Raw genomic sequence first — 25,179 nt, 5'->3', positions numbered from 1 at the left:
TCTTTTTACATCCAACCCTTTTCTTCCGCAATTGTAATTGCCTCAATTCTATTTTTCGCATCGAGCTTCGTTAATACTTCAGAAATATAATTACGTACTGTACCCGGTGAAAGATAAAGTGCCTTCGCAATTTCGTTTGCCGTCTTTCCTTCTTTCGCAAGCAACAATACTTCCTTTTCGCGATCTGACAACGGATTTTGCTCCTGCCATAGGCCGAACATTAAATCTTGGGAGACCTCTCGTTTTCCCTTCATTACATTACGGATTGCTGCTGCTAAATCTTCACTTGGACTATCCTTTAACAAATAGCCGTGCACACCAGCTTTCATTGCTCTTTCAAAATATCCCGGCCGTGCAAATGTTGTTAAAATCATTACTTTACATAATGATTTTTCTTTCTTTAACGCTTCAGCAACATCTAATCCACTTTGAATCGGCATTTCAATATCCATAATACTTATATCCGGTTTTAACGATTCAATTAATTTTAGTGCCTCTTCCCCGTTTGCCGCTTGCCCAATTACTTCGATATCATCTTCTAGATCAAGTAGGGCCCCTAATGCGCCACGAAGCATCCGTTGATCTTCTACAATAATAATTCGAATCATGCCCTCACCTCATCTTTTCCTGTTCTAATAACAACTGGAACTTTTACTGTTAACAACGTCCCTAGATTGATTGTACCTAGTTCAACAAAACCATCAATAAGAGCAATTCGTTCTTTCATGCCGCGGATACCATTTCCATCATGATTTTGATCTGTTAAACCGATTCCGTTATCTTTTACTTTCAAAATCAGCTCACCTTGCGATTCTAATACAGAAACTGTGCACCGCGTTGCCTTGCTATGTTTTACGACATTCGTAACAGCCTCACGTAAACACATCCCGACAATATTTTGTTCAATTGGTGATAACGAACTCGAGCTGGCTTCTTGCCTCACTTCTAATTCAATATTAGCTGCTTGTAAGATCGCTTTTATTTGCTCTAGCTCTTCTTCTACCGTAATCATACGCATATCAGAAATTAATTCTCTCAGCTGTTTTAAGGCTGTACGAGACGTTTGTGTAATTTCCTTCGCTTCCGCACTTGCACGCTCTGGATTTTTCACAATTAACTTCTCTACAAGCTGGCTTTTCAAAGTAATAAGAGATAACGTATGCCCTAATGTGTCATGAAGATCTCTTGCAATCCGCTGCCGTTCTTCACGTTTTACTAAGTCTTTAATTTGCTCGTTCGCCTGATCCAATTGATTTCTTAACATCTTTTTCTGATTAAAATTGCGCATACCAAATGGCGTAAGAAGCATTAAAATAAACATTGGAACGATATTTACTAAACTTGTAGTTGTTAGTTGATTCATATTTACAAATAAAAATGCTCCCAGCATGATAACTAACGAACATAACAGCACTCGAAATACTTTCTTATTTGGCGCAAATCCCATCGCACTTGCTGTGAAAAAGCCAAAGAATATCATAAAAGGATTATAAAATAAAGCAAATAAAAAGATGAGTATCATTTGAATGCATGCCCATAAAATAAACGTCTTCTGAACAAAATATAGCTGACGGTATGTGATAATAAAAAGTATCAACATACTGCTTCCTAGCACAAGCTTCCATCCTGATGCTTGTGCTAAGTGATAAATTGGAAATAATAGATAAACAAACCACATGTACGGAAAAAATCCCATATGTTTCGGAAAAATCTCAATCCTCTTCTTCTCTATCATTTATACCGCTTCCTGTCTTTTTCTTATATATATTGATACTACAACAAATATAAGGAAATAACCTCCTAATACCGCGATATTTTCCCATCCAATTGATTTTCCAGCTACAATATCCCACGCACCACTTCCGAAATGGTATGTCGGTGTCCATTCACCAATCGTTCTTAATATTTTTGGGAATACTTCAATCGGCATCCACAACCCGCCAACTATAGCTAAACTCATATTTAAAATATTTGCTAAGCCAGCAGCTGCGTCCGCCTTCTTAATGGAACCTATTACTGTTCCTAACGCTAAAAATGGTGTTACCCCTAACAATAACCATAACCCCGCACCTATCCATTGCCCTACCGTTAACTCAACATGATTAATTAGTATCCCTGCAATAAAAATAACTAATATTGAAAAAGCATTTACTACTGTTTGAGCGATAATTTTTGCTGTTAAATATGCTCCCTCTGGAAGTGGTGTAATTTTTAGAAGATGTGTCCATCCTTGCCCTTTTTCCTGAGAAAGTCTCACACCGAAACTAAAGAGTGCAGTCCCTACAATACTGAAAGTTGCCATCGAAATTAAATAATGTGCTTTCCACGCATCTCCGTTTTGTGGTACTTGAACAACATTTGTAAAAATGTAGTAAAACATAACAGGCATTAATAATGAGAAAAAGATAAATAATTTATTGCGGAATGTACGTAAAATTTCTATTTTGCACTGCATCCATAACGCTCTCATGCGATTTCCTCCTTCTGATTTGCGACAAACTGTTCAAATGCCTCATCAAGGCTTCCACGTTCAACTGAAACATCTGTTACAGGTAAACTCCTTTGATAAATGGCTTTTAAAGTTGCATCTGTATCCTCCGTTGTTAAAATGAAGCGTCCTTCGTTTGACTTTACTTCTGTTACATTTGGTAATTCCTTTAGTAATTTTGTAGGAATGCTTTCCTTTGAGTAAAATGTGATTGTTTTTCTCGAAATCGTTGCTTTCATTTCGTCTGGTGTACCATCTGCGATAATCTTTCCGTTCGCAAATAATAAGATACGATTTGCTAAAGCATCTGCTTCTTCTAAATAATGCGTCGTTAAAATAATCGTTTTCCCTTCACTTGCTAACTTTCGAATCGTTTCCCAAAACGTTCTTCGAGACGTAATATCCATTCCTACTGTCGGCTCATCTAAAAACAACAAATCCGGATTTCCCGCAAGTGCAAGCGCAAAGTTTAACCTTCTTTTTTGCCCACCTGATAATTTCTCACATCTTTGCTTTCGCTCTGATTCTAAATTTGATAACTGCAGTAACGTTTCTTTCGCTATAGGATTCGTATAATAACTACGGAATAACTCGATTGCCTCTTCCACCGTAATACTATCAATGACACTTACTTCTTGTAGCATCGCACCGAGGCTATTACGAACATCTCTATGCTTTGGACTCTTTCCAAATATAGAGACCTTACCTTCCGTTGGGTCCTTTAATCCAAGCATCATCGACATCGTCGTTGTTTTACCCGCACCATTCGGTCCAAGCAATGCTACGATTTCTCCTTTATTTACATGAAATGAAACATTATTTACTGCGTTTTTATGTTTAAATGTTTTAGAAACACCATTTACTTCAATAATCTTTTCCAACTCTCCACCCCCGCTGTTTCTTATATTTACATTGTATTACTTGGAAAACTTAGGAAACAGTATGATACGTCATGACCTCGATATGACAATTGTCATGTATTCTTTATGAGAGGAATCAACCCGCATACCGCAAGCGAGTAGCAGGACGAAAATAAACATGATACAATCGGATAAGATATACATTCGAGGAAGGACAGTGGTTTTCATGATTATTCGTAATGAACAAGATTTAGAAGGCTTACGAAAAATCGGCCGCATCGTTGCGCTTGCACGTGAAGAAATGAAAAAACAAGCGAAGCCAGGTATGACAACGAAAGAGCTTGATTTGATCGGTAAAAAAGTATTAGATGAGCATGGTGCTATTTCTGCACCTGAAAAAGAATATGATTTCCCAGGTGTAACTTGCATTAGTGTAAATGAGGAAGTTGCTCATGGTATTCCAGGAGATCGTGTATTAAAAGAAGGCGACTTAGTAAATGTCGATGTATCTGCTGCACTTGATGGCTATTATGCAGATACAGGTATCTCATTTGTTCTTGGAGAAGACGAAGCAAAAGAAAAGCTTTGCCAAGCAGCGGTTGATGCATTTTGGGCAGCAATGAAAAAGGTTAGAGCTGGCTCAAAACAAAATCAAATTGGTCGTGCTGTTTCAAACTTCGCACATAAAAGTGGATACAATGTTATTCAAAACTTAACTGGTCACGGCATTGGTCTTAGCTTACATGAAGCACCAAATCACATTTTAAGTTACTATGATCCAATGGATAATGCGCTTCTAAAAGACGGTCTTGTTATCGCTGTAGAACCGTTCATCTCTATGAAAGCTGATCATATTATTGAACGTGGTGACGACGGTTGGACATTCGTTACACCTGATAAAAGTCTTGTTGCACAATGTGAACATACCGTTGTCGTAACACGCGGTGAGCCAATAATCTTAACAGAAATCTAATACCAAAAACGGCTGTTTTGTAGATTTATTCCACATAAAACAGCCGTTTTTATTTTTGGGAAAATATGTGAACTATTGTTGAACTCTTTATCATTTAAGTATATAATCTTTAGCGGAGGTTACTTCAGCTTATCTTTACTAAAAAGATATTGTGACTACGGAGTAAAACACCTTCTTTCTTATTGTTTAAACAGTCTCAAAAATGACCGTAGTAACGTTTTAGTCGAATATTCTGTAATTCTTATATTTCTCTAACAATGTAAGAAACTATCATCTTTCAACTTCGGTCCACTAATCGCACAACTCTCTTTAGACAAAATAGATGACTATTTTCAAAGTACATATTGTCTTCATTCTGACCAAAACCAACCCTATCTAGATTTTTATTTCCACATAACTTTAAGGCAAAAATAAGCCTTCACAAAGGGATACACTACATTGGTTAGTATGTATCGTAAAACTTACCTTTATAACCATTCTTTTTTACTAGATATACATGAAAACTATCTCACATATAAAGGTCTGATATCATTCTTTATATCAGTATTTTTTTCGACATTTTTTGTCGAATTGTGTATATTTCCGCAGAACTGTGTAAATATACATTTTGTTTTACGTTAAATAATATTACTTTGAACATAATTCTGTTTGTCTGAGAAAGCGTATAGAAACGGAGGGATAACAAAAATAAATAGCTTATAAAAAATACTTTTAATATTCCATTTGTTCATGTGGAATAAGTCCCCAATGGACAAATGAATGTTCAGAGGAGGAAAAATGAAAAAACTTTTTAATGTATGTTTAATTGTATTCGTACTATTTTCGCAACTTGCTAGTTTTCCATACAATCAAGTAAAAGCTGAAACCTTAACAGGAGATTCCTTATTTGACACTGTTGAAATGAAAGATGCAACGAATCATATTATTGACGAAGCAAAAAATCCTAACAATTTAATAAAGATAGGATCAACCATTCAAGTAGAATACGCTTGGTCAATAAAGGATCAACAAGCTGCACACGCAAATGATACAGCAGTAGTTCAAATACCACTTGCATTAAAAGTATCTAAAGATTTGCAAGGGGATTTAGTAACAGATCAAAAAAATATTGGTCAATATTTTATAACAGCTAAAGATAATAAATTAAAATTAATATTTAATAATCAAGTAGAAAATTTGAAAGACGCTAAAGGAAAAATTAAAGTTGATACCGTGTTTAACTCAACTTTAAAAACTGGGGAAAAATCAGTTCAAATCGCTTTTCCTTTAGGAACAATGGTTCAGCCTATATCAGTTCCTGTTCAAGTAGAAAACTCTAAAGAAGATGGCACCAAACAGGATACTAATAAACAAGCGCAAGATCCAGTAACTAAACCTGTTACTGACAATCCGGAGCAAGATCCAGCAACTAAAACTGTTACTGATAATCCGGAACAAAACCCAGCAACTAAAACTGTTACTGATAATCCGAAACAAAACCCAACAACTAAAACTGTTACCGATAATCCGGAACAAAACCCAGCAGCTAAAACTGCCACTGATAATCCGGAACAGAACCCAGCAGCTAAAACTGCCACTGATAATCCGGAACAAAACCCAGCAGCTAAAATTGCTACTGACAATCCAGAACAAAAGCTAGCAAGCGCCCCTGCTGAGAATACAAATTCAGGTCCAAAGCAAATAACAACAAACATTTTAACCAGTGTAAAGTTGACGGATAAAGACGGAAAACCATTTACAGAGGATAACCGTCCAAGTACAGATTCCCCTGCCAATATTGAGTTTACATGGGAACTTTTAAAATCAATGAATGTGAAAAATGGAGATTACTATATTTTTGATCTTCCTAAACATTTTAAGATTTACAATACAATTAACAGTCCTTTATATGATAGTGAAAACCATCAAATTGGTAATTTTACTGTTACAAAAGATGGAAAAGTCACGATGACATTCAACGATTATGTTGAAGAGCATCCAGATGTTGCTGGTAACCTACAATTAAAGACAGAATTTAATAAAGCTGAAATTAAAGGTACAACAACACAAGAAATTCCTTTCCCGATTAAAGATAAGGATGTTTCTATTACAGTTGATTTTAAGCCTAATGTACAAACAGCTACGAATAAAAAGGGTTTACCTGATAGACCAATTAATACAAATGAAATTAATTGGAAAGTAGAGATGAACAAAACGAAAGACACCCTTAAAAACGCTGTTTTTAAAGATAACATTCCACAAGGTACAAGCTTAAATAAAGATTCTATTAAAGTTTATTATTTAGAAGTTGATGTTAATGGGAATGTAACGCGTGGTGCAGAAGCTGAGCCAACAGATTACAATATTATTTCATCAGATGGCTCAAAATTGGAGATTGCTTTCAAAGATTCTATCAATAAAGCATATCAAATCGAATATGCCACAAAAATTACTGATGAAAATATTAAAAGTTTCCGAAATAACGTTACGATAACGAGTGATAATCAAAAGCAACAAAACGCAAGTTCTACTGTAACGGTTTCTCGTGGTACACACTTAAATAAAACAAGTAAATATGATCCAAAGACGCAAACAATTGAGTGGATAATTACTTACAATGGTGATCAAAGAGAGATCAAAAAAGCAGATGCGATTTTAAAAGATATTTTTGACGATACACACGAACTAGATGCAAATTCTATTGTTGTAAAAAACGCTTCATATAATGAAAAAGGAACGCTTGTAACAGGAGACGCTGTTAATAATTACACTGTAAGTAACAAGAAGAATGGATTCGATTTACAGTTTAATGATGATATTAATAGTGCTTATGTGATTACCTATAAAACCAAGCCAACTAATAAAGTTATAGAAGATGGAAAAGTAAAAAATAAAGTTACAGCTGATAATGATTCAAGTAAAGAAAATGAAGCTAGCTTCAAGCAGCAAAATATTATTAAATCTAATAATAAAGCTGAAACAAATTATAAAGACAAAACAACAACTTGGACAATTATAGTAAATAATAACAACTATCCATTAAGCAACGCGATTATTACGGACACCTTTAATCATGGTGGATTACAATTAAAAGACAAGAAACTAGAAATTAAAGACGGAAATTATACCCTTCAAGCTGGGACTGACTATGTTTTAGATGTAACAGATAAAGGCTTCAAAATTACTCTTATAGGTACGTATCAGTCTAATATGACAAAGACATTAGTCGTAAAATATACGACAGACTTTGATTATACAAAGCTAGAAAGTGGTAAAACTTCATTTAAAAATACAGGTAACCTTTCTTGGATAGATACGGATTCTAATCCACAATCAAATAAAGTTGAAGCTAATTTCGATCCTGATACTTTCACAAAGGCAAATGGTTATAAATACGGTTCTTATAACGCCCAAACGAAGGAAATTACTTGGATAATAGGCTTTAACTATAATAATGTTGAGATTAAAGATCCTTATGTTATAGACGTAATACAAGATAAACAAAAATTAGTGCCTGGATCCATTGAAGTGCGCGATATGATTCTAAATGGAAATCCTGATAATGCACAACCTGGTAATGCTGTACCAACTGAGAAATATGAACTTGAAGAACCTACAGAGAAAAATAAAAACACCCTAAAGGTTCATTTCAAACAATCAATTAATTCACCTTACTATATTATCTTTAAAACAAGCCTTGATGGTGAACTTATCCAAGGCACCTACAAAAACGAGGCAGATTTAAAAGATGGCTCTAAAATCGTAAACACCCTTACAGGTGACACTCAAGTAAATAAAGGTGGCAGCTTCGTTACTAAAAAAGCTGTGCAAGACGACAACTATATTAATTGGAGTATCGCAATTAACGAAAGCCAATCAACCATTGCAGATGCCGTTGTAACAGATGACCCAACCGAAAATCAGGTAATTGTGGAAGAATCATTCCACTTATATCCTACAACTGTTGATCCATATGGAAATTTAACAAAAGATACAGTAAACGAATTAAAAGAAGGAACAGACTATAAACTCAAAATAACAACAGACAATAATACCGGAAAGCAACATTTCGAAATTGCCTTCTTGAAAAAAATTGATCGAGCTTATATTTTAGAATATCGCTCACTTATTAATGCAGACGATAAAGAAAAAGTAAGTAATAAAGCGAAAATCACAGGCAATAAGTTGACAGTTAAAAACACAGAAACTACTGAAACGATTGAAGTGAGAATGTCTTCTGGTTCAGGCGGAGGATCTGCTACTAAAGGCCGTGGAAACCTTGAAATTATAAAGGTAGATAACGACAATAAGAACGCACTATTAGCTGGGGCAGAATTTACTTTATACGATCGTACAGGTAAAACTGTTATCCGTAAAATTACAACAGACAAAGACGGTATCGCTAAATTTAATAATTTAAAACGCGATAAATATTTATTAAAAGAAACAAAGGCTCCTGAAGGCTATGTAATTAGCTGGGATTTAAAACAAGGGAAAATTGTTGAACTTGGTACACAAGAGACTACAACATATAAACTTGCAAATAAGAAGTTTGTCGGTAAAGTAGTTTTAACAAAGTCTGATGACCTGAATAAAAACGTCACACTGCAAGGTGCCGTTTTCACACTACTTGATAAAGACAAAAAAATAATTTCAGAACACGAAAAATTAACAACAAATGATCAAGGACAAATTACTGTAGATAATTTAAAACCAGGAACTTACTACTTACAAGAAACAACTGCTCCTGAGCATTATAAATTAGACAGTACACCTATTCAATTCACAATCAAAGAAGATCAAACAACAGTAATAAACCGAACTGCAACAAACAGTTTGATTCCAGGATCGGCCATTTTAACAAAATTCGATAAAGATGGAAAAACTTTAGCAGGTGCGGAGTTCAGTGTACGCGATCGATATAACAAAGTAATTCGTGGATATGAAAAATTAACGACAAATGATCAAGGACAAATCGAAGCAAAAGATTTACGCCCTGGAGACTATCAATTTGTCGAAGAAAAAGCACCTAAAGATTACGACATAGATAAAAAACCAATTGAGTTTACAATTATAAAAAGTCAAAAGAAAGCAGTTACTGTTACTGCGACGAATCACCTCATTAAAGGTGGTGTCACTTTAACAAAAGTCGATGATGTCGATGGCACTGCCCTTGAAGGTGCTGTATTTAAAATTGTCGATGCGAATGACGAGAAACAAGTAATTCGTGAAAATATAAAAACAGGTTCAGATGGAAAAGTTACTGTTAAAGATCTAGAGCCTGGTGCTTATAAATTTATCGAAACAGAAGCTCCTAAGGATTATACGTTAAGTACAAACCCTATCGAGTTTACAATTGATAAAAGCCAACAAACTCTTGCTACTGTTACGGCAAATAACAGCTTAAAAACCGGCGAAGTTGAATTATTAAAAGTTGATGAGTTTGGTGAGAAAAAACCACTAGAAGGTGCAGTATTCAAACTTGTCGATACAAATAATAATGACGTTTCCCCTCACACTAACTTAACTACTGATAAACACGGTAAAGTTAAAGTTAGTAACCTACGTCCTGGTACGTATAAATTTATTGAAATAGCTGCTCCTGAACATTACGTTTTACGAGCAGAACCTATTGAATTTACAATCGATAGAAGTCAGAAAGAAACTCTACTTGTGAAAGCTGAAAATGCTTTAAAACCAGGAGATGTTGAATTAACAAAAGTTGATGATATCGATGGTACAGCTCTTGAAGGTGCTGTATTTAAAATTGTTGATGCAAATGATGAAAAGAAAGTCATTCGCGAAAATGTAAAAACTGGTGCGGATGGTAAAGCTATCGCTACTGGCTTACGCCCTGGCGATTATAAATTTATCGAAGTAACAGCACCGAAGTATTACGACAAAAATACAAAACCAATTAAATTTACAATTACAGAAAGTCAAACAACTCAGGCTACTGTTACCGCTAAAAACAGCTTAACAAAAGGCGGTATTGAGTTAACAAAAGTGAATGCTGCAGATGAAAAGGAAACACTTGAAGGTGCAGTATTTAAAATCGTTAATAGAGATACTAATGAAGATGTTCGTACGGACCTTGTTACGAATAGTAAAGGAATGCTAGTTGTAGATGACTTGCGTCCTGGTAACTATAAACTTATCGAAACAAAGGCTCCAACTTATTACGATGTAAATATAGAACCAATTGAATTTACAATCGAAAAAGGACAACAAAAACTCCTTCCACTTACATTTAAAAATAGTTTAACGAAAGGAAAAGTTAAACTTATTAAAGAAGATGATGTGGAAAGTAGTAAAGCTCTTGCCGGCGCTGTATTCACCTTGCAAGACGCAACTGGCAAAGAAATTATGAAAGATTTAACAACAGATGATTACGGAGTATTAGTTATTCCTGATTTAGCACCAGGGGATTATCAATTTATCGAAACAAAAGCCCCTGAACATTATAAATTAGACAAAACACCTATTAAGTTCACAATTAAAAAAGGTAGTAAGGAAGATCTTCCTATCCCTGTTACTGTAAAAAATAGTTTACTTACAGGTGGCGTCACTTTAACAAAAGTTGATGATGTTGATGGCACTACTCTTGAAGGTGCAGAATTTATAATCGTTGACGCTCATGATACTAAAAAGGTAATTCGAAAAGGTTTAACAACTGATAAAAACGGTAAAATTACTGCTTCTGATTTACGTCCTGGAGACTATCAATTTATTGAAGTAAAAGCTCCAAAAGACTATACCTTAAGCAAAGACCCTATTCCGTTCACTATCGAAAAAAGTCAAAAAGAGAATATTACTGTTACTGCTACTAACAGTTTAAAGAAAGGTGCAGTAACATTAACAAAAATTGATGCCATCGATCGTACGATGCTCGAAGGTGCAATCTTTAAGATTGTGGATATGAATGGTAAGGAAGTTCATACGAATCTTGTTACAGATAAAAACGGAAAAATTTCTGTTTCTGATTTACGCCCTGGAGACTATCAGTTCATTGAAACAAAAGCTCCTGAGCACTATGTATTAGATGAAACAACGATTCCATTTACAATTGAAAGAAGTCAAACGAAAGAGATCAATGTTACAGGCAAAAATGCTTTGAAAAACGGTAGCGTTGAACTAACAAAGATTGACGATATTGATATGAATACAAAACTTGCTAACGCCGTATTTAATTTATTAGATGCAGACGGGGAGCTAGTTGAAGAAGGCTTAAAAACAAATGATGAAGGTAAAATTGTTGTTGAAAATCTACGCCCTGGTACGTATCAATTCGTTGAAACAATTGCTCCTGAACATTACGATTTAGATAAAAACCCTATCGTATTTACAATTAAAAAGAGCCAAACTGAAACTCTTCATCTCACTGCTACAAACGCTTTAACAAAGGGTGCAGTTAAACTTTCTAAAGTAGACGATGTTGATGGCACTGTTCTTAAAGATGCAGTATTTAAAATTGTTAATATGAACGGTGATGTAGTTCATAAAGACCTTGTTACAAATGAACAAGGAATAATCGAAATTAACGACCTACGTCCTGGTGATTACCAATTTATCGAAACGAAAGCTCCTAAGCATTACGTTTTAGATGAAACACCAATCAAATTCACTATTGAAAAAGGACAGAAGAAAGCTATTTCTTTAACTGCTACAAATAGCTTAAAACAAGGTAGTATCGAATTACTTAAAGTTGATGATTTAAACACTCAAACAAAACTTGCCGATGCGGTATTTAATTTACTAGATCAAGATGGCAAAGTACTTAAAACAGATTTAAAAACAAACAGTGAAGGTAAAATCGTTATCGAAAACTTACGTCCTGGTACGTATCAATTCGTTGAAATAACGGCTCCTGAACACTATGATTTAGACAAAAAACCAATTATATTTACAATTGAAAAAAGCCAAAAAGATATTGCTACCGTTACTATGGAAAATAGTTTAACAAAAGGCGGCGTGGAACTTTCTAAAGTGGATGACGTCGATGGCACTACTCTTGAAGGCGCAGTATTTAAAATTGTGGATATGAATGGCACTGTGATTCACAAAAATCTTGTTACGAATCAACAAGGTAAAATTAGCGTTTCTGACCTACGTCCTGGTGATTATCAATTCATCGAGACAACGGCTCCGAAACACTACGATTTAAGCAAAGAGCCAATTCCATTCACAATTACAAAGAGCCAAGCTGATCCTATCTCCGTTACAGCTACAAATAGCTTAACGAAAGGCGCTGTGGAACTTTCTAAAGTGGATGATGTAGATGGTACTGCTCTTAAAGATGCGGTATTTAAAATTACTGATCTGAATGGTAACGACATTCGTACTGAGCTTACAACAGATGTACATGGAAAAATTTCTGTTTCTGATTTACGTCCTGGGGACTATCAGTTTGTTGAAACGAAAGCTCCTGAACACTATAAATTAGATAGTACACCTATTAAGTTTACAATTAAGAAAAGCCAAAAAGAAAAGCTCCAAGTTACTGCTACAAATAGCTTAACTGAGGGTACTGTAGAATTAATAAAAGTGGATGATATAAATCCAGATACAAAACTTTCTGATGCAGTGTTTAACATCATCGATGCGAAAGGTAAAATTGTTCGCACTGATTTAACTACTGATAAAGATGGTAAGATTATTGCTACGAACTTACGCCCAGGAGACTATCAATTCATTGAAACGAAAGCTCCTAAGCATTACGATTTAAATAAAACACCTATTAGCTTCACTATCGAGAGAAGTCAACTAACTCACGCTTCTGTTACTGCTAAGAATGGCCTAACAAAAGGTGGCGTGGAATTAACGAAAGTTGACTCTATAGATAAGAAAGAAATGCTAGAAGGTGCGGTATTTAAAATTACTGATTTGAACGGTAACGACATTCGTACGAATTTAGTTACCAATAAAGACGGAAAAATCATCGCTAAGGACTTACAACCAGGAGACTATCAATTTATTGAAACGAAAGCTCCTAAACATTACGACTTAAATGAAGAACCAATTAAGTTCACAATCGAAAGAAGTCAAACAAAACATGTCTTCGTTACAGCTATTAATAGCTTAACGAAAGGTAGTGTTGAGTTAATCAAAGTTGATGATGTCAAGCAAAACACAACACTTGAAGGTGCAGTATTTAAAATTGTTAATAAGGATGGACACGATGTTCGTACCGATTTAACTACTGATAAAAACGGCCGTTTAGTTGTGGATGAATTACCGCCAGGAGACTATGAATTTATCGAAACAAAAGCTCCTGAACACTATGACTTAAACGAAACACCTATTAAGTTCACAGTTAAAAAAGGCCAAGAAAAAATCGCCTCTGTTACTGCTACGAATAACTTAACTAAAGGCGCAGTTGAATTAACTAAAGTTGATAACATCGATGGTACTACTCTTGAAGGGGCTATCTTTAAAATTGTAGATATGAACGGCAAGGATGTTCGTTCTGATTTAACTACTGATAAAGATGGGAAGATTTCTGTTTCTGATTTACGTCCGGGAGATTATCAGTTTATTGAAACGAAAGCTCCTAAGCATTACGACTTAAATCAAAATCCTATCAAGTTTACTGTTGAAAAGAGTCAAACCGCTAAAGCTTCTGTTACTGCTACGAATAGCTTAACTAAGGGTGCAGTTGAATTAACTAAAGTTGATGACATCGACGGTACTATTCTTGAAGGGGCTATCTTTAAAATTGTAGATATGGACGGCAAGGATGTTCATTCTGATTTAACTACTGATAAAGATGGGAAGATTTCTGTTTCTGATTTACGTCCGGGAGATTATCAGTTTATTGAAACGAAAGCTCCAACTGGCTATGATTTAAACATTAAACCAATTCCTTTCACAATTACGAAAGGACAATCTCAGGTTACCTCTGTTACAGCTTTAAATAGTTTAACAACAGGTTCAATTGAGTTAACTAAAGTTGATATTGATCACCATGGAACACTTGAAGGTGCCATTTTCAATATTTTAGACCAAGATGGAAAAATCATCCGAGAAGGTTTAAAAACAGACCAACACGGAAAAGTAATCGTAAATGATTTGAAACCTGGTAATTATCAATTAGTAGAAACACAGGCTCCTAAAGGCTATCAATTAGATGCATCACCAATAAACTTTACAATTGATAAAGCCCAAGCTACACCACTACAAATTACAGTTTCAAATAAAAAGATTGAATCTTCGTCAGGTGGAGATGACAAGCCAGTTACTCCTCCAAATAAAGAAGAAAACAAAGGCAATGAAACATCTGAGAAACACAAAAACGGAACTTCCGAAGAAACATCAAATGAAACAGATAACAAACAGCAAGATGATCGAAATACGGATAAACACCTTCCAAATACAGGTCATAAAGAAGACCCTACACAAACAGTAGGTATCGTCCTTCTACTAGCTGGATTATTAAGTATTTTAGCTACAAAACGCAAAAAACATTATTAATAATGTTTTTACATCCAATCAATCTCTCAATTGATTGGATGTTTTTTTATACAAAAAGGACGATACATAAAGTATCGTCCTTTTAACGGGGTGAGGCTGCCCAAAAGTACGGAAAACCTTTGAACAGCCTCTTATTTTCATATGGATGCCTTACATATATCACTGATAATAATTATGAAATGCGGAAACATAATTACCATCAACTGATTCAAACATGAGAAATGAAACCCTACAGTGGTTCCATTTCTCTACATAATCTAAAGTTTGGGTACACTAGATTCATGCAATGTAGGAGCTTTCAGAGTAGAAAGCGAACCTTCGTTTAAAATGATAGCATACATATCTTCCTCAAAAATATGCAAATATGCATATATCGTTTTTATTTCTCAATGTCAGAATATTGAAAAATAAAAGGTGCAAAGGTAAAATAAAGTCATTATCCGTCTTCTTTTGTCAGTCAGAGAGAATAGAAGAATAGGAGAGGAAAAAATGAGAAAATCATTGAAACAAAAAATAGTAAGCTCTTTGCTTGCTGTATCACTCGCTGTTAGCTTAGCTCCAATTGGGCAAGCAAAAGCAGATTCCACGTCAGAGGTTACACAAACTCCATCTATTACAAAACAGATTGATTCAAACCGCGCAATTGAACATGTTCGTTTCTTATCTGAAACAATTGGTCCTCGCCCCGGTGGAACAAAATCCGAAGAATGGGCTTCTCGTTACATTGGTATGCAGCTTAAATTAATGGGTTATGACGTAGAATATCAGCCATTTCAGGTGCCAGATCAATACGTTGGATTCATTGAATCACCACTATCAACAAAACGTAATTGGCAAGTTGGCGCTGCTCCTAATGCACTAATTTCTACAGAAGCTGTTACAGCTCCCCTTATCTTTGTTCAAGGTGGGACAAAATTAGAAGATATTCCAAATGAAGTAAACGGTAAAATTGTTTTATTTGAAAGAGGAACGACAGTTACAGACTATAATAAACAAGTTGAAAATGCTGTTAGCAAAGGTGCAAAAGGTGTTCTTTTATACAGTTTAATTGGCGGACGCGGAAATTATGGACAAACCTTCAATCCCCGCCTAACGAAAAGGCAATCTATCCCTGTCTTTGGTCTTGCTTATGCGCAAGGAAATGCATTTAAAGAAGAAATCGCTAAACAAGGGACAACAATTCTTTCCCTAAAAGCGAGACATGAATCTAAATTAACATCTCTAAATGTTATCGCAAAAAAGAAACCAAAAAAGAGTACGGGTAATGAAAAAGCAGTCGTTGTAAGCTCGCACTATGATAGTGTTGTCGGAGCACCTGGCGCAAATGATAATGCTTCGGGAACTGGATTAGTATTAGAACTAGCTCGTGCTTTTCAAAATGTAGAAACTGATAAAGAAATTCGCTTTATTACCTTTGGTTCTGAAGAAACTGGATTACTTGGTTCGGATTATTACGTTAATAGTCTATCCCAAAAAGAACGTGACCGTATTTTAGGTGTCTTTAACGCCGACATGGTTGCAACAAATTATGATAAAGCAAAGAATTTATACGCTATGACACCTGATGGCTCTACAAACTTTGTAACAGACGCTGCCTTGCAAGCAGGTAAACAACTAAATAATGACCTCGTCCTACAAGGTAAATTCGGTTCTAGTGATCATGTTCCATTTGCTGAAGCTGGTATTCCTGCTGCTCTATTTATTTGGATGGGTGTCGATAGTTGGAATCCATTAATCTATCATATTGAGAAGGTATACCATACACCTCAAGATAACGTATTAGAAAACATTTCACCTGAACGAATGAAAATGGCATTAGACGTTATCGGAACAGGAGTTTATAACTCGCTTCAAAAACCTGTTACTCAAACTGAACAGAAAGCTGCTTAATCATTTAAAAGACCACTGATTTTATTAGTGGTCTTTTATTGAGAAAAAATATATATGCATAAAAGCATATTTTATCCTGCTCATTATCGTATACAATATTAACTGTAACAACACCGATTACAACTAATAAGGAGGCTTTTTCTATTATGAAAAAAATGATTTTAGCAGGTGCATTAACTTTAGCAGGAATTACTGGAGCTACTGCGTTTATTCCTGAAGCAAAAGTCGCTGCTGCCGCTCAAGAACAAAGCTTTACAAAATTTTATTCTTTGCAAACTGGAGGTAGTTCTGAACAAGAACCTATTTTCCTTCAAAAAGGACAAGAACTAACAATTCATCCTAACAGCAAAACTCCTAGTTACAGTGTTTATGACTCAAATCATAACCTTATTGGACGTTATTCTGATGGTTACGGCCGAATTTTCACTGCAAAAGCAGATGGAAATATGTATGTTCAATTTCATGCACCTTACGTTTACTATAGTCCTGTTAGTTTTTCTGTTACTTATACTATTCAATAAAAAAGAGGTCCTTTATAGGGCCCCTTTTATTTCTCTTGCCAATTCACTTTTACGAATCCATCTTTCACCATTAAACCACTTATATTAAATACATACTTTTCATTTGCTTTTAATGTAGCTTTAAAAGTACCTTTTTTCGATTCACAGATTTCTTTTAACTCTCTTATACCTTCTCCTTCTCCTTTCCTTTCATATAAGCTAAAGCATAAGTTACCACGTTTTGCATCTGTTTCATAAGAAAATGTTACTTCTGTATCTTTTGCATACTCAAGTTCAATACCTTTCCCAGCAATATCCCATGATGAGAATTTTGCCTCGTAACTTGTCTCCCCTCGCTTCTCATTTTCTAAATATATATCACCAGCTCTCCACATATCATCTAGCGTTTGAACAAAAGCAAAACCGCTAAGTAATACAAACATCGCGCTTGTAAATATGACAACTAATGTTATCTTTTGTTTTTTCATAACCTTCATCGTATGTTCTCCTTCTATTTTCTTGTTACTTCTTCGTATCATATATAACAAAACTCCAATAAAAAATGGCAATACAATCGCTATAACACTCCACCACTTACTTATTCCACGCGTTTTCGCATCTGTATACACCCATGATGCTACACATACTAAAAGTGCTATAGAAGCCAAAAACATTGTAATCCCAGCTATCTCAAATACTACAAATGGATTAGCGAACTCTATCATGTAATTTATACTCCTTCTTTAAAAATGACTGTATGACAACGTATATAGGAATGTATAGGTGCATCATAATAACTATCGTTATAATGACAGATATTTTATGATCCAAATGACTAACAAACTGCTCTAGGATGACTGTTAATACAATCATCCAAATAGCATGAATGAAAACAACCCATCTCTTTTCTAATTTCCGAGCATTTCGCACGCTCTGTTTCGTATGATTTATCAGCTCTTTGCTAGGAATCATCTCTCCCGCTAAACTGCTCTTTATTTTCTGTTCAAATTTATCTTCCTTCATGCACGAAACCCTCCAAATGTTCTCGCATTTTCTTTTTCGCATAATTGAGACGATACTTCACCGTACCAATCGGTATATTTAATATTTCACTCATTTCCTTGTAAGAATATTGTTCATAGTAATAGAGTACGAGTACCGTTTTATATTTTTCATTTAATAACCGTATTACTTCCCGTATCATTTCCGCTTCCACTTTTTGAATAAATTCTTCTGATATATTCACTTCATCTGCGAAATCTATTTCTCCACCATCTTCTTTATGAAACAAATCCAATATTCGATCTTTCCACCTTTTTTTCTTACGATAAAAATCATAAAACGTACGAACACAAATTGTAGTAATCCACTTTTTATAGTTTTCCACGCAAGAAAGTTGGTGCCTAGAGGAAAAAACTTTTATCCAAGTCTCTTGAAAAATATCTTCCGCATCTTCTTTCGTTTTCGCTAACTTATAACATAAGGAATATATTTGCTGCTTATATATATCAATTAATTCTTCTACCTTTTCTTCCATCATAAGCCTCCTGTCATTTATATAAGACGACGCAAATTCTCCTTTTGTTTGATAAAATTTTATTTTATTATTCTTTCCATACAAAAAGGCAATCACAACATCGTGTGATTGCCTTTTACTGAAAGCGAAAAATCGGCTCCGCTTTTCTTCATTGTCCAGCTCCAGCGGCTAGAATACTCGGTGGCTTCGCGCCTTCCTCCGAGGCAAAGTACGCCTCTCTGTCAGGAGCTCCATCCCCCTCCTATTCTAAACGAGCCGCTTTCGCTTTTTTTAATTACATTTTTTCTGGTGCAGATACTCCTACGATTGCTAATGAATTTTGAAGCGTAGTACGTACTGCTTTCATTAACTCGTAACGAGCTTTACTTAATTCTAAGTTATCTTGGTTCAATACTTTTTCTGCATTGTAGAAGCTGTGTAATGCTGCTGCTAATTCAAATGCATAGCTTGTAATGCGGTGTGGCAGACGTTTTTGTGCTGCATCCGCAACTACAGCTGGGAATTCACCAAGTTTTTTCAGTAACTCTACTTCTTTCTCAGAAGTAACAAGTTTGTAATTCACGTCTCCATCTGCAGCTAATCCTAACTCTTCACCTTGACGAAGGATACTGCATACACGAGCATGAGCATATTGTGCATAGTATACTGGGTTTTCATTAGATTTTGATACAGCTAAGTCCATATCGAAGTCTAAATGAGAATCACCGCTACGCATCGCGAAGAAGTATCTCATTGCGTCCACGCCTACTTCTTCCATAAGCTCACGAAGTGTAACTGCTTTACCTGTACGCTTACTCATTTTCATTTTTTCACCATTTTGGTACAGTTGTACCATTTGGATGATTTCTACTTCAAGTGTTTCTTTATCGTAACCTAGCGCTTGAATAGCAGCTTTCATACGAGGAATGTAACCGTGGTGGTCAGCACCCCAAATGTTGATTAACTTATCGAAACCACGCTCTAATTTATCACGGTGATAAGCGATATCTGGCGTTAAGTATGTGTAAGAACCGTCATTTTTAATTAATACACGGTTTTTGTCGTCACCGTAAGTCATTGAACGGAACCAAGTTGCTCCGCCTTCTTCAAAGATTTCATCACGCTCTTTTAATACAGCAAGTGCAGCATCAATTTTTCCGTTTTTGTATAATGATGTTTCTGAGAACCATACATCAAATTTAACACGGAAGCTCTCTAAGTCTTTTTGAAGTTTTGCTAACTCATATTTCAAACCATATTCACGGTAGAATTCATAGCTTTCTTTTTCATCAGCTTTTGCGTAACGATCACCAAACTCTTCAGCTAAACGTTTACCGATTCCAATGATATCCGCACCATGGTAACCGTCTTCTGGCATTTCTTTCTCTAAACCTAATGCTTGCATGTAACGAGCTTCAACAGAAAGAGCTAAGTTATGAATTTGGTTACCAGCATCATTAATATAGTACTCACGAGATACATCGTATCCTGCTTTTGCTAATACGTTACATAAAGTGTCACCTACTGCCGCACCACGTGCATGTCCTAAGTGAAGGTCACCTGTTGGATTCGCAGATACGAACTCAACTTGTACTTTTTCACCTTTACCAGTGTTCGTTTCACCGTAAGCTTCACCAGCGTTTACGATTGTTGGGATTAAATCTGTTAAGTAGCTATTATCCATATAGAAGTTAATAAAACCAGGACCAGCGATTTCGATTTTTTCAATAGAAGCTTTTGCTTTATCGAAGTTTGCAACTAGTTCTTCTGCAATCATACGAGGTGCTTTTTTCGCAACGCGTGCAAGTTGCATTGCCATATTTGTAGAGAAGTCACCATTTGTTTTATCTTTTGGAGATTCTAATACAACGTTTGGAATCTGTTCTTCTGTCGCTAATTCTGCCTTTAATACAGCAGCTTGAATTTCTTCTTTAATCAATCCTTTTACCTGTTCTAAGGAATTCATTATTTTGCCTCCTTCAAATTAATTGTAATTGTATATCTGCCAGCTTCTTGTTCACTTAGAAGCAATGCGTACGTTAAGAAGAGTTGTCCTTTTTTCTTTTCATCCGACCATTTAAAAAGAACGTTATCAGTTTTCGTTTGCAGTGCAAACGTACCAAGTTCACTCGTATACGTACCCGTTGTCCATTCACCTTTCACATGCGTCTGACGCATAGAAATAGCACCTGAACGCATAATGAGAACTTGTTCATCTTGAATTTTAATAATTGTTTTCACTTCGCCTTGTTCGTTCGGCTCCTGGAATGTTACATATGTACCTTGACCTTTTACATAGTATTGACCATTTGCTTCAAAAGCAACGGTTTCCTTCCTCGCCCCTTCACGGATTTCTGTTACGAAATGAACGTGTACCGGCAAGCCTGCAAGTTGTTTCTTCACGTCTTGCACACCTTTCAAATGTTATAGATATTAAATACTACTTATAATAAATCACTTTTCCTATCATATCAAAAAAAGACGCTGTCTGTCTGCTGAAAAATCAGGAAAACTCCATTTCAAAAAATAATTCACTTCTACTTTATTTCATGTGATAAAATATTTTTTAAATCTAAATATTCTTTTAATTATAGAGGTGAATTCATTGATACCAACAAAGTTAAAAAAGGGTGATGAAATACGCGTGATTTCACCATCCTGTAGTTTAAGTATTGTTTCAAATGAAAATAGAAAACTTGCTATAAAAAGTTTAACTGACATGGGCTTTCAAGTTACATTCTCAAAATATGCCGATGAGATAGATCAATTTGCTTCCTCTTCTATTTCTTCCCGCATTCAAGACCTCCATGAAGCATTTGGAGATCCTAATGTAAAAGCTATTTTGACGACACTTGGCGGATACAACTCCAATGGTTTATTGAAACATCTCGATTATGATTTAATTCGTAAAAACCCGAAATTTTTCTGTGGTTATTCTGATATTACTGCCTTAAATAATGCAATTTACACAAAAACAGGGCTTGTTACATATTCGGGTCCCCACTTCTCTTCATTTGGAATGGAGAAAGGGCTCGAGTATACAAACGATTACTTTTTACAATGCTTAACCGCTAATGAGCCTATTGAAATCATTCCGGCGGAAACGTGGAGCGATGATTCTTGGTATATGGATCAGAAAAATCGAGAATTTATTAAAAATGAAGGGTATGTTCCAATTCAAGAGGGGGAAGCGACAGGAGAAATTATCGGTGGCAATATGAGCACACTTAATTTACTACAAGGCACACCATATATGCCAAACTTAAAGGGCAAAATTTTATTCCTTGAAGAAGACAGTTTAACAGGAAAATCAACGCTTAAAACTTTTGATCGCTATCTACATTCCCTTATGCAGCAACCTGATTTTGAACATATAACAGGTATTGTAATAGGAAGAATGCAAAAAGAAGCAGAATGTACGATAGCGGACATTCAAGAAATGATTTCTTCAAAACCTGAACTTGCACATATTCCTATCATTGCAAATGCAAATTTTGGACATACAACTCCAATTTTTACTTTTCCAATTGGTGGACATGCCAAAATCATTTCTAACAAAGAAAATACATCTATCACTATTTTAACGCACTAAAAAAGGAGCGAACGATTCGCTCCTTTTATGGTTTTTCTATTTTTTGCAACGCTTTTTGCGGGATTGACTCTTTCGTTATTTCAGCCCATCCTTTTCCTTGCATACCTTTTGCATAAATTTTTATAAAAGCACCTGCATGCAATTCACGATTTACCATTCTTTTAATAATTTGTTGCTTTCCGTCCTCTGTATACCCTTTAAATGTATACAAATATTCACCGTCTTTTTTCTCACCTTTATCTACAACCGCATAATAATCTTTTATTTCTTTATTTGAAAAGAAGTTGTCTACAAAAGCATGTACACCTTCTGTTTTTGTGTTTAAATAATATGCTGTTCCCCCTAAAATGATGGCGAATACAGCTAAAACTTTAATTACCAATTTCATACATGCGCCTCCTGTTTGCACTTCTTTCTCACTAGTATTATATCTATACTTGTATTATACGGAAAAGAGCATACTATACTCTATCTAAAAGTCTTACACTTTCCTTACATTATTGTAAGGAATTTTTTCTTACAGCAAGTTCCCAAGAAAAAATTTTTCCGTTTCATACACTTTTATATTATTATTGAATGATACGAATTTTTATTACAAAAATCAAAGGAGACAGTTTTCAAATGGCTATCTTGCAAGGTTTAGCACTATTACTTGTTGTACTTTGTCTATTTACACTTTTCAGTTACCGTGCGCCTTACGGAATGAAGGCGATGGGCGCTTTAGCTAATGCAGCAATCGCAAGTTTTCTTATTGAAGCATTTCACCGTTATATAGGTGGAGAAATGTTTCATAATGACTTTTTACAATCAGTAGGAGAAGCTTCTGGTAGTATGAGCGGTGTCGCAGCAGCGATTTTAGTCGCATTAGCAATCGGTGTTTCCCCCGTATACGCTGTTTTAATTGGTATCGCTACTAGTGGATTCGGTATTTTACCAGGATTTTTCGCCGGATACGTTTGTGCCTTCGTCGTGAAATTTCTCGAAAAGAAATTACCGGCTGGTGTGGAATTTTTAGCAATCCTATTTATCGCTGCACCAATCTCACGTGGAATGGCAATGCTTATGGATCCGCTCGTTAACGCAACACTTGGTAAAATCGGTTCTATGATATCAGTTGCAACTACAGAAAGTCCTATCATTATGGGTATTATGCTTGGTGGATTAATAACAGTTATTTCTACCTCTCCACTGAGTTCTATGGCACTAACTGCAATGCTTGGATTAACAGGTTTACCAATGGCAATTGGTAGTCTTGCCGTAGCAGCCTCAGCCCCGATGAACTTTATTTTCTTTAAGCGACTAAAAATTTGCTCAAAGAAAGACACAATCGCTGTAGCAATCGAGCCTTTAACACAAGCAGATGTTGTTTCAGCAAATCCAATTCCAATTTATGCAACAAACTTCGTTGGCGGTGCACTTGCCGGTATTATTACATCGCTATTCCAGCTTGTTAATAATGCACCAGGAACAGCATCACCAATTCCAGGTCTTCTTGTCCTATTCGGATTTAATGACGTTATAAAAGTAACGATTGCTGCTGTACTATGCGGAATCGTTACCACTATTGTCGGATACATCGGGTCTATTGTGTTCCGTAAATATCCGATCCGCTCTGCTGATGAAATTCGTGGAGTTACTTCGGAAGAGAAGGTTGCATAAGAATAAGAGCTATTCCCATCGTTTGAGAATAGCTTTTTTTTGTGTTGCGTAACGGTAAATGAAATTATACCGGCGATTTTTTAAATATATCGACTTACTGACACATAACGACAAAGTAAGAGCCCTCTAATCATATAGAGGGCTCTTACTTTATCTAGCTGCAGCGGCTAGAATGATCGGTGGCTTCGCTTCTTCCTTCGAGGCAAAAAGAGCCTCTACGTCTGAAGCTCCATCCCCCTCACATTCTGAGCGAGCCGCTTCCGCTTTTATTTTACCCAACCGAGCAGCATTTCCCGCACGAATTTGCTTGCTGCGACTGGTGTTTGATCACTATGGTCGTAGACTGGGGCTACTTCTACTAAGTCTGCTCCAACTACATTTATATTTGAATTTGCAATTGCTACGATGGAATCTAATAATTCTTTAGATGTGATACCGCCAGCTTCTAACGTTCCTGTTCCTGGAGCGTGAGCTGGGTCTAATACATCAATGTCGATTGTGACATAGACTGGGCGTCCAGCAAGTTTCGGTAATACTTCTTTTAACGGTTCTAATACGTCAAATTTATATAAGTTCATACCTACTTCTTTCGCCCATTCAAATTCTTCCTTCATTCCAGAACGAATTCCGAAAGAATATACGTTTTCCGGACCAATTAAATCACACACTTTACGAATTGGTGTAGAGTGGGATAAAGGCTCCCCTTCATACGATTCACGTAAATCAGTATGAGCATCCATGTGGATGATTGCTAAATCCGGATATTTTTTTGCCATTGCCTTAAAAATTGGCCAAGACACTAGGTGCTCACCGCCGAGACCTAGTGGAAACTTATCGGCATCTAAAAGTTTTGATACATACTCTTCAATCATGTCTAAGCTGCGTTGTGCGTTTCCGAATGGTAATGGGATATCACCCGCATCAAAATATTTTACCTCTTCTAATTCACGATCTAAATACGGACTATATTCTTCAAGACCGATTGATACTTCACGAATACGTGCAGGGCCAAAACGAGATCCTGGACGGTAACTTACTGTCCAATCCATAGGCATCCCATAAATAACTACCTTTGACTCTTCAAAACTTGGATGACTTTTAATAAATACTTTACCTGAATAAGCTTCATCAAAACGCATATTCTTTTCCTCCTTATGTGGAACTTAAGGTATCCCAACCTTTCACTATTTCTCAAATTTGGAGCGAATTGCTCCTCTTTCTCGATTTACCAGGGTCTTCTTTTTAACAACAA

17 protein-coding genes are annotated in these 25,179 nt (G+C 35.7%); 6 read left to right on the top strand and 11 right to left on the bottom strand.

The genetic code is table 11. The annotated features are described in order from the left end of the window. Positions 1 to 5: 5 nt before the first annotated feature. Genes ACTJJY_RS11095 through ACTJJY_RS11080 form a run of 4 tightly spaced genes read right to left on the bottom strand, consistent with a single transcriptional unit; the run spans position 6 to position 3,369 of the window. A complete protein-coding gene (locus ACTJJY_RS11095; protein ID WP_440605519.1) occupies positions 6 to 608 on the bottom strand; it encodes a response regulator transcription factor in 603 nt (200 codons plus the stop codon). Further along, a complete protein-coding gene (locus ACTJJY_RS11090; RefSeq protein ID WP_440605518.1) occupies positions 605 to 1,735 on the bottom strand; it encodes a sensor histidine kinase in 1,131 nt (376 codons plus the stop codon). The genes ACTJJY_RS11095 and ACTJJY_RS11090 overlap by 4 nt, the downstream gene beginning before the upstream one ends. Further along, positions 1,736 to 2,470, bottom strand: coding sequence for an ABC transporter permease (locus tag ACTJJY_RS11085; protein WP_001202427.1), 735 nt, complete (start codon positions 2,468 to 2,470; stop codon positions 1,736 to 1,738). After that, positions 2,467 to 3,369, bottom strand: coding sequence for an ABC transporter ATP-binding protein (locus ACTJJY_RS11080; RefSeq protein WP_440605517.1), 903 nt, complete (start codon positions 3,367 to 3,369; stop codon positions 2,467 to 2,469). Before ACTJJY_RS11080 ends, ACTJJY_RS11085 begins: the two co-directional genes overlap by 4 nt. Positions 3,370 to 3,526: 157 nt before the next feature. Here ACTJJY_RS11080 and map point away from each other — a divergent pair, with 157 nt between their 5' ends. From map to ACTJJY_RS11060, 4 genes are all read left to right on the top strand, one after another. Beyond that, positions 3,527 to 4,321 (top strand): type I methionyl aminopeptidase, encoded by a 795-nt coding sequence (gene map, locus ACTJJY_RS11075; RefSeq protein WP_003313889.1) that lies wholly within the window; start codon positions 3,527 to 3,529, stop codon positions 4,319 to 4,321. A 777-nt stretch (positions 4,322 to 5,098) separates the two neighbouring features. Then, positions 5,099 to 14,770 carry a SpaA isopeptide-forming pilin-related protein gene (locus ACTJJY_RS11070; protein WP_440605516.1) on the top strand — a complete coding sequence of 3,224 codons (9,672 nt, stop codon included), beginning with the start codon at positions 5,099 to 5,101 and terminating at the stop codon, positions 14,768 to 14,770. Between the two features lie 489 nt (positions 14,771 to 15,259). After that, positions 15,260 to 16,660 (top strand): M28 family metallopeptidase, encoded by a 1,401-nt coding sequence (locus tag ACTJJY_RS11065; protein ID WP_440605515.1) that lies wholly within the window; start codon positions 15,260 to 15,262, stop codon positions 16,658 to 16,660. A 146-nt stretch (positions 16,661 to 16,806) separates the two neighbouring features. After that, on the top strand, positions 16,807 to 17,181 hold the full coding sequence (locus tag ACTJJY_RS11060; protein ID WP_440605514.1) for a hypothetical protein: 375 nt from the start codon (positions 16,807 to 16,809) through the stop codon (positions 17,179 to 17,181). A 26-nt stretch (positions 17,182 to 17,207) separates the two neighbouring features. Here ACTJJY_RS11060 and ACTJJY_RS11055 read toward each other — a convergent pair whose 3' ends face one another. From ACTJJY_RS11055 to ACTJJY_RS11035, 5 genes are all read right to left on the bottom strand, one after another. Continuing rightward, positions 17,208 to 17,885 (bottom strand): anti-sigma factor, encoded by a 678-nt coding sequence (locus ACTJJY_RS11055; protein ID WP_440605513.1) that lies wholly within the window; start codon positions 17,883 to 17,885, stop codon positions 17,208 to 17,210. Then, positions 17,869 to 18,183 (bottom strand): anti-sigma factor, encoded by a 315-nt coding sequence (locus tag ACTJJY_RS11050; RefSeq protein WP_440605512.1) that lies wholly within the window; start codon positions 18,181 to 18,183, stop codon positions 17,869 to 17,871. Before ACTJJY_RS11050 ends, ACTJJY_RS11055 begins: the two co-directional genes overlap by 17 nt. Further along, positions 18,170 to 18,697: an RNA polymerase sigma factor gene (locus tag ACTJJY_RS11045; RefSeq protein ID WP_440605511.1), complete on the bottom strand. Its 528-nt coding sequence runs from the start codon at positions 18,695 to 18,697 to the stop codon at positions 18,170 to 18,172. Before ACTJJY_RS11045 ends, ACTJJY_RS11050 begins: the two co-directional genes overlap by 14 nt. A 274-nt stretch (positions 18,698 to 18,971) precedes the next feature. Then, positions 18,972 to 20,642 carry an arginine--tRNA ligase gene (gene argS / locus ACTJJY_RS11040; RefSeq protein WP_440605510.1) on the bottom strand — a complete coding sequence of 557 codons (1,671 nt, stop codon included), beginning with the start codon at positions 20,640 to 20,642 and terminating at the stop codon, positions 18,972 to 18,974. Continuing rightward, positions 20,642 to 21,079 (bottom strand): DUF1934 domain-containing protein, encoded by a 438-nt coding sequence (locus ACTJJY_RS11035; RefSeq protein WP_000744343.1) that lies wholly within the window; start codon positions 21,077 to 21,079, stop codon positions 20,642 to 20,644. The genes argS and ACTJJY_RS11035 overlap by 1 nt, the downstream gene beginning before the upstream one ends. Before the next feature lie 202 nt (positions 21,080 to 21,281). On the opposite strand from ACTJJY_RS11035, the gene ACTJJY_RS11030 reads away from it, so the two are divergent. Then, on the top strand, positions 21,282 to 22,268 hold the full coding sequence (locus tag ACTJJY_RS11030) for a S66 family peptidase (protein WP_440605509.1): 987 nt from the start codon (positions 21,282 to 21,284) through the stop codon (positions 22,266 to 22,268). Between the two features lie 25 nt (positions 22,269 to 22,293). Here the strand turns inward: ACTJJY_RS11030 and ACTJJY_RS11025 are convergent, their stop codons facing one another. Further along, the gene (locus ACTJJY_RS11025; protein WP_106823458.1) at positions 22,294 to 22,656 is read right to left on the bottom strand and encodes a YxeA family protein; all 363 of its coding nucleotides are present in this window, start codon (positions 22,654 to 22,656) and stop codon (positions 22,294 to 22,296) included. 233 nt (positions 22,657 to 22,889) lie between these two features. Between ACTJJY_RS11025 and ACTJJY_RS11020 the strand changes: the two genes are divergently transcribed. Continuing rightward, positions 22,890 to 23,927: a PTS sugar transporter subunit IIC gene (locus tag ACTJJY_RS11020; protein WP_000996313.1), complete on the top strand. Its 1,038-nt coding sequence runs from the start codon at positions 22,890 to 22,892 to the stop codon at positions 23,925 to 23,927. A 266-nt stretch (positions 23,928 to 24,193) separates the two neighbouring features. Here the strand turns inward: ACTJJY_RS11020 and speB are convergent, their stop codons facing one another. Beyond that, positions 24,194 to 25,066 carry an agmatinase gene (gene speB / locus ACTJJY_RS11015; RefSeq protein WP_001209831.1) on the bottom strand — a complete coding sequence of 291 codons (873 nt, stop codon included), beginning with the start codon at positions 25,064 to 25,066 and terminating at the stop codon, positions 24,194 to 24,196. Positions 25,067 to 25,179 lie beyond the last annotated feature (113 nt).

It is taken from the genome of Bacillus sp. 22475 (assembly GCF_052044835.1).
In the GTDB taxonomy this organism is placed as follows: Bacteria; Bacillota; Bacilli; order Bacillales; family Bacillaceae_G; genus Bacillus_A; species Bacillus_A cereus.
Note: the sequence above shows the minus strand (reverse complement) of the source record. Positions and strands in the feature narration are given on the sequence as shown.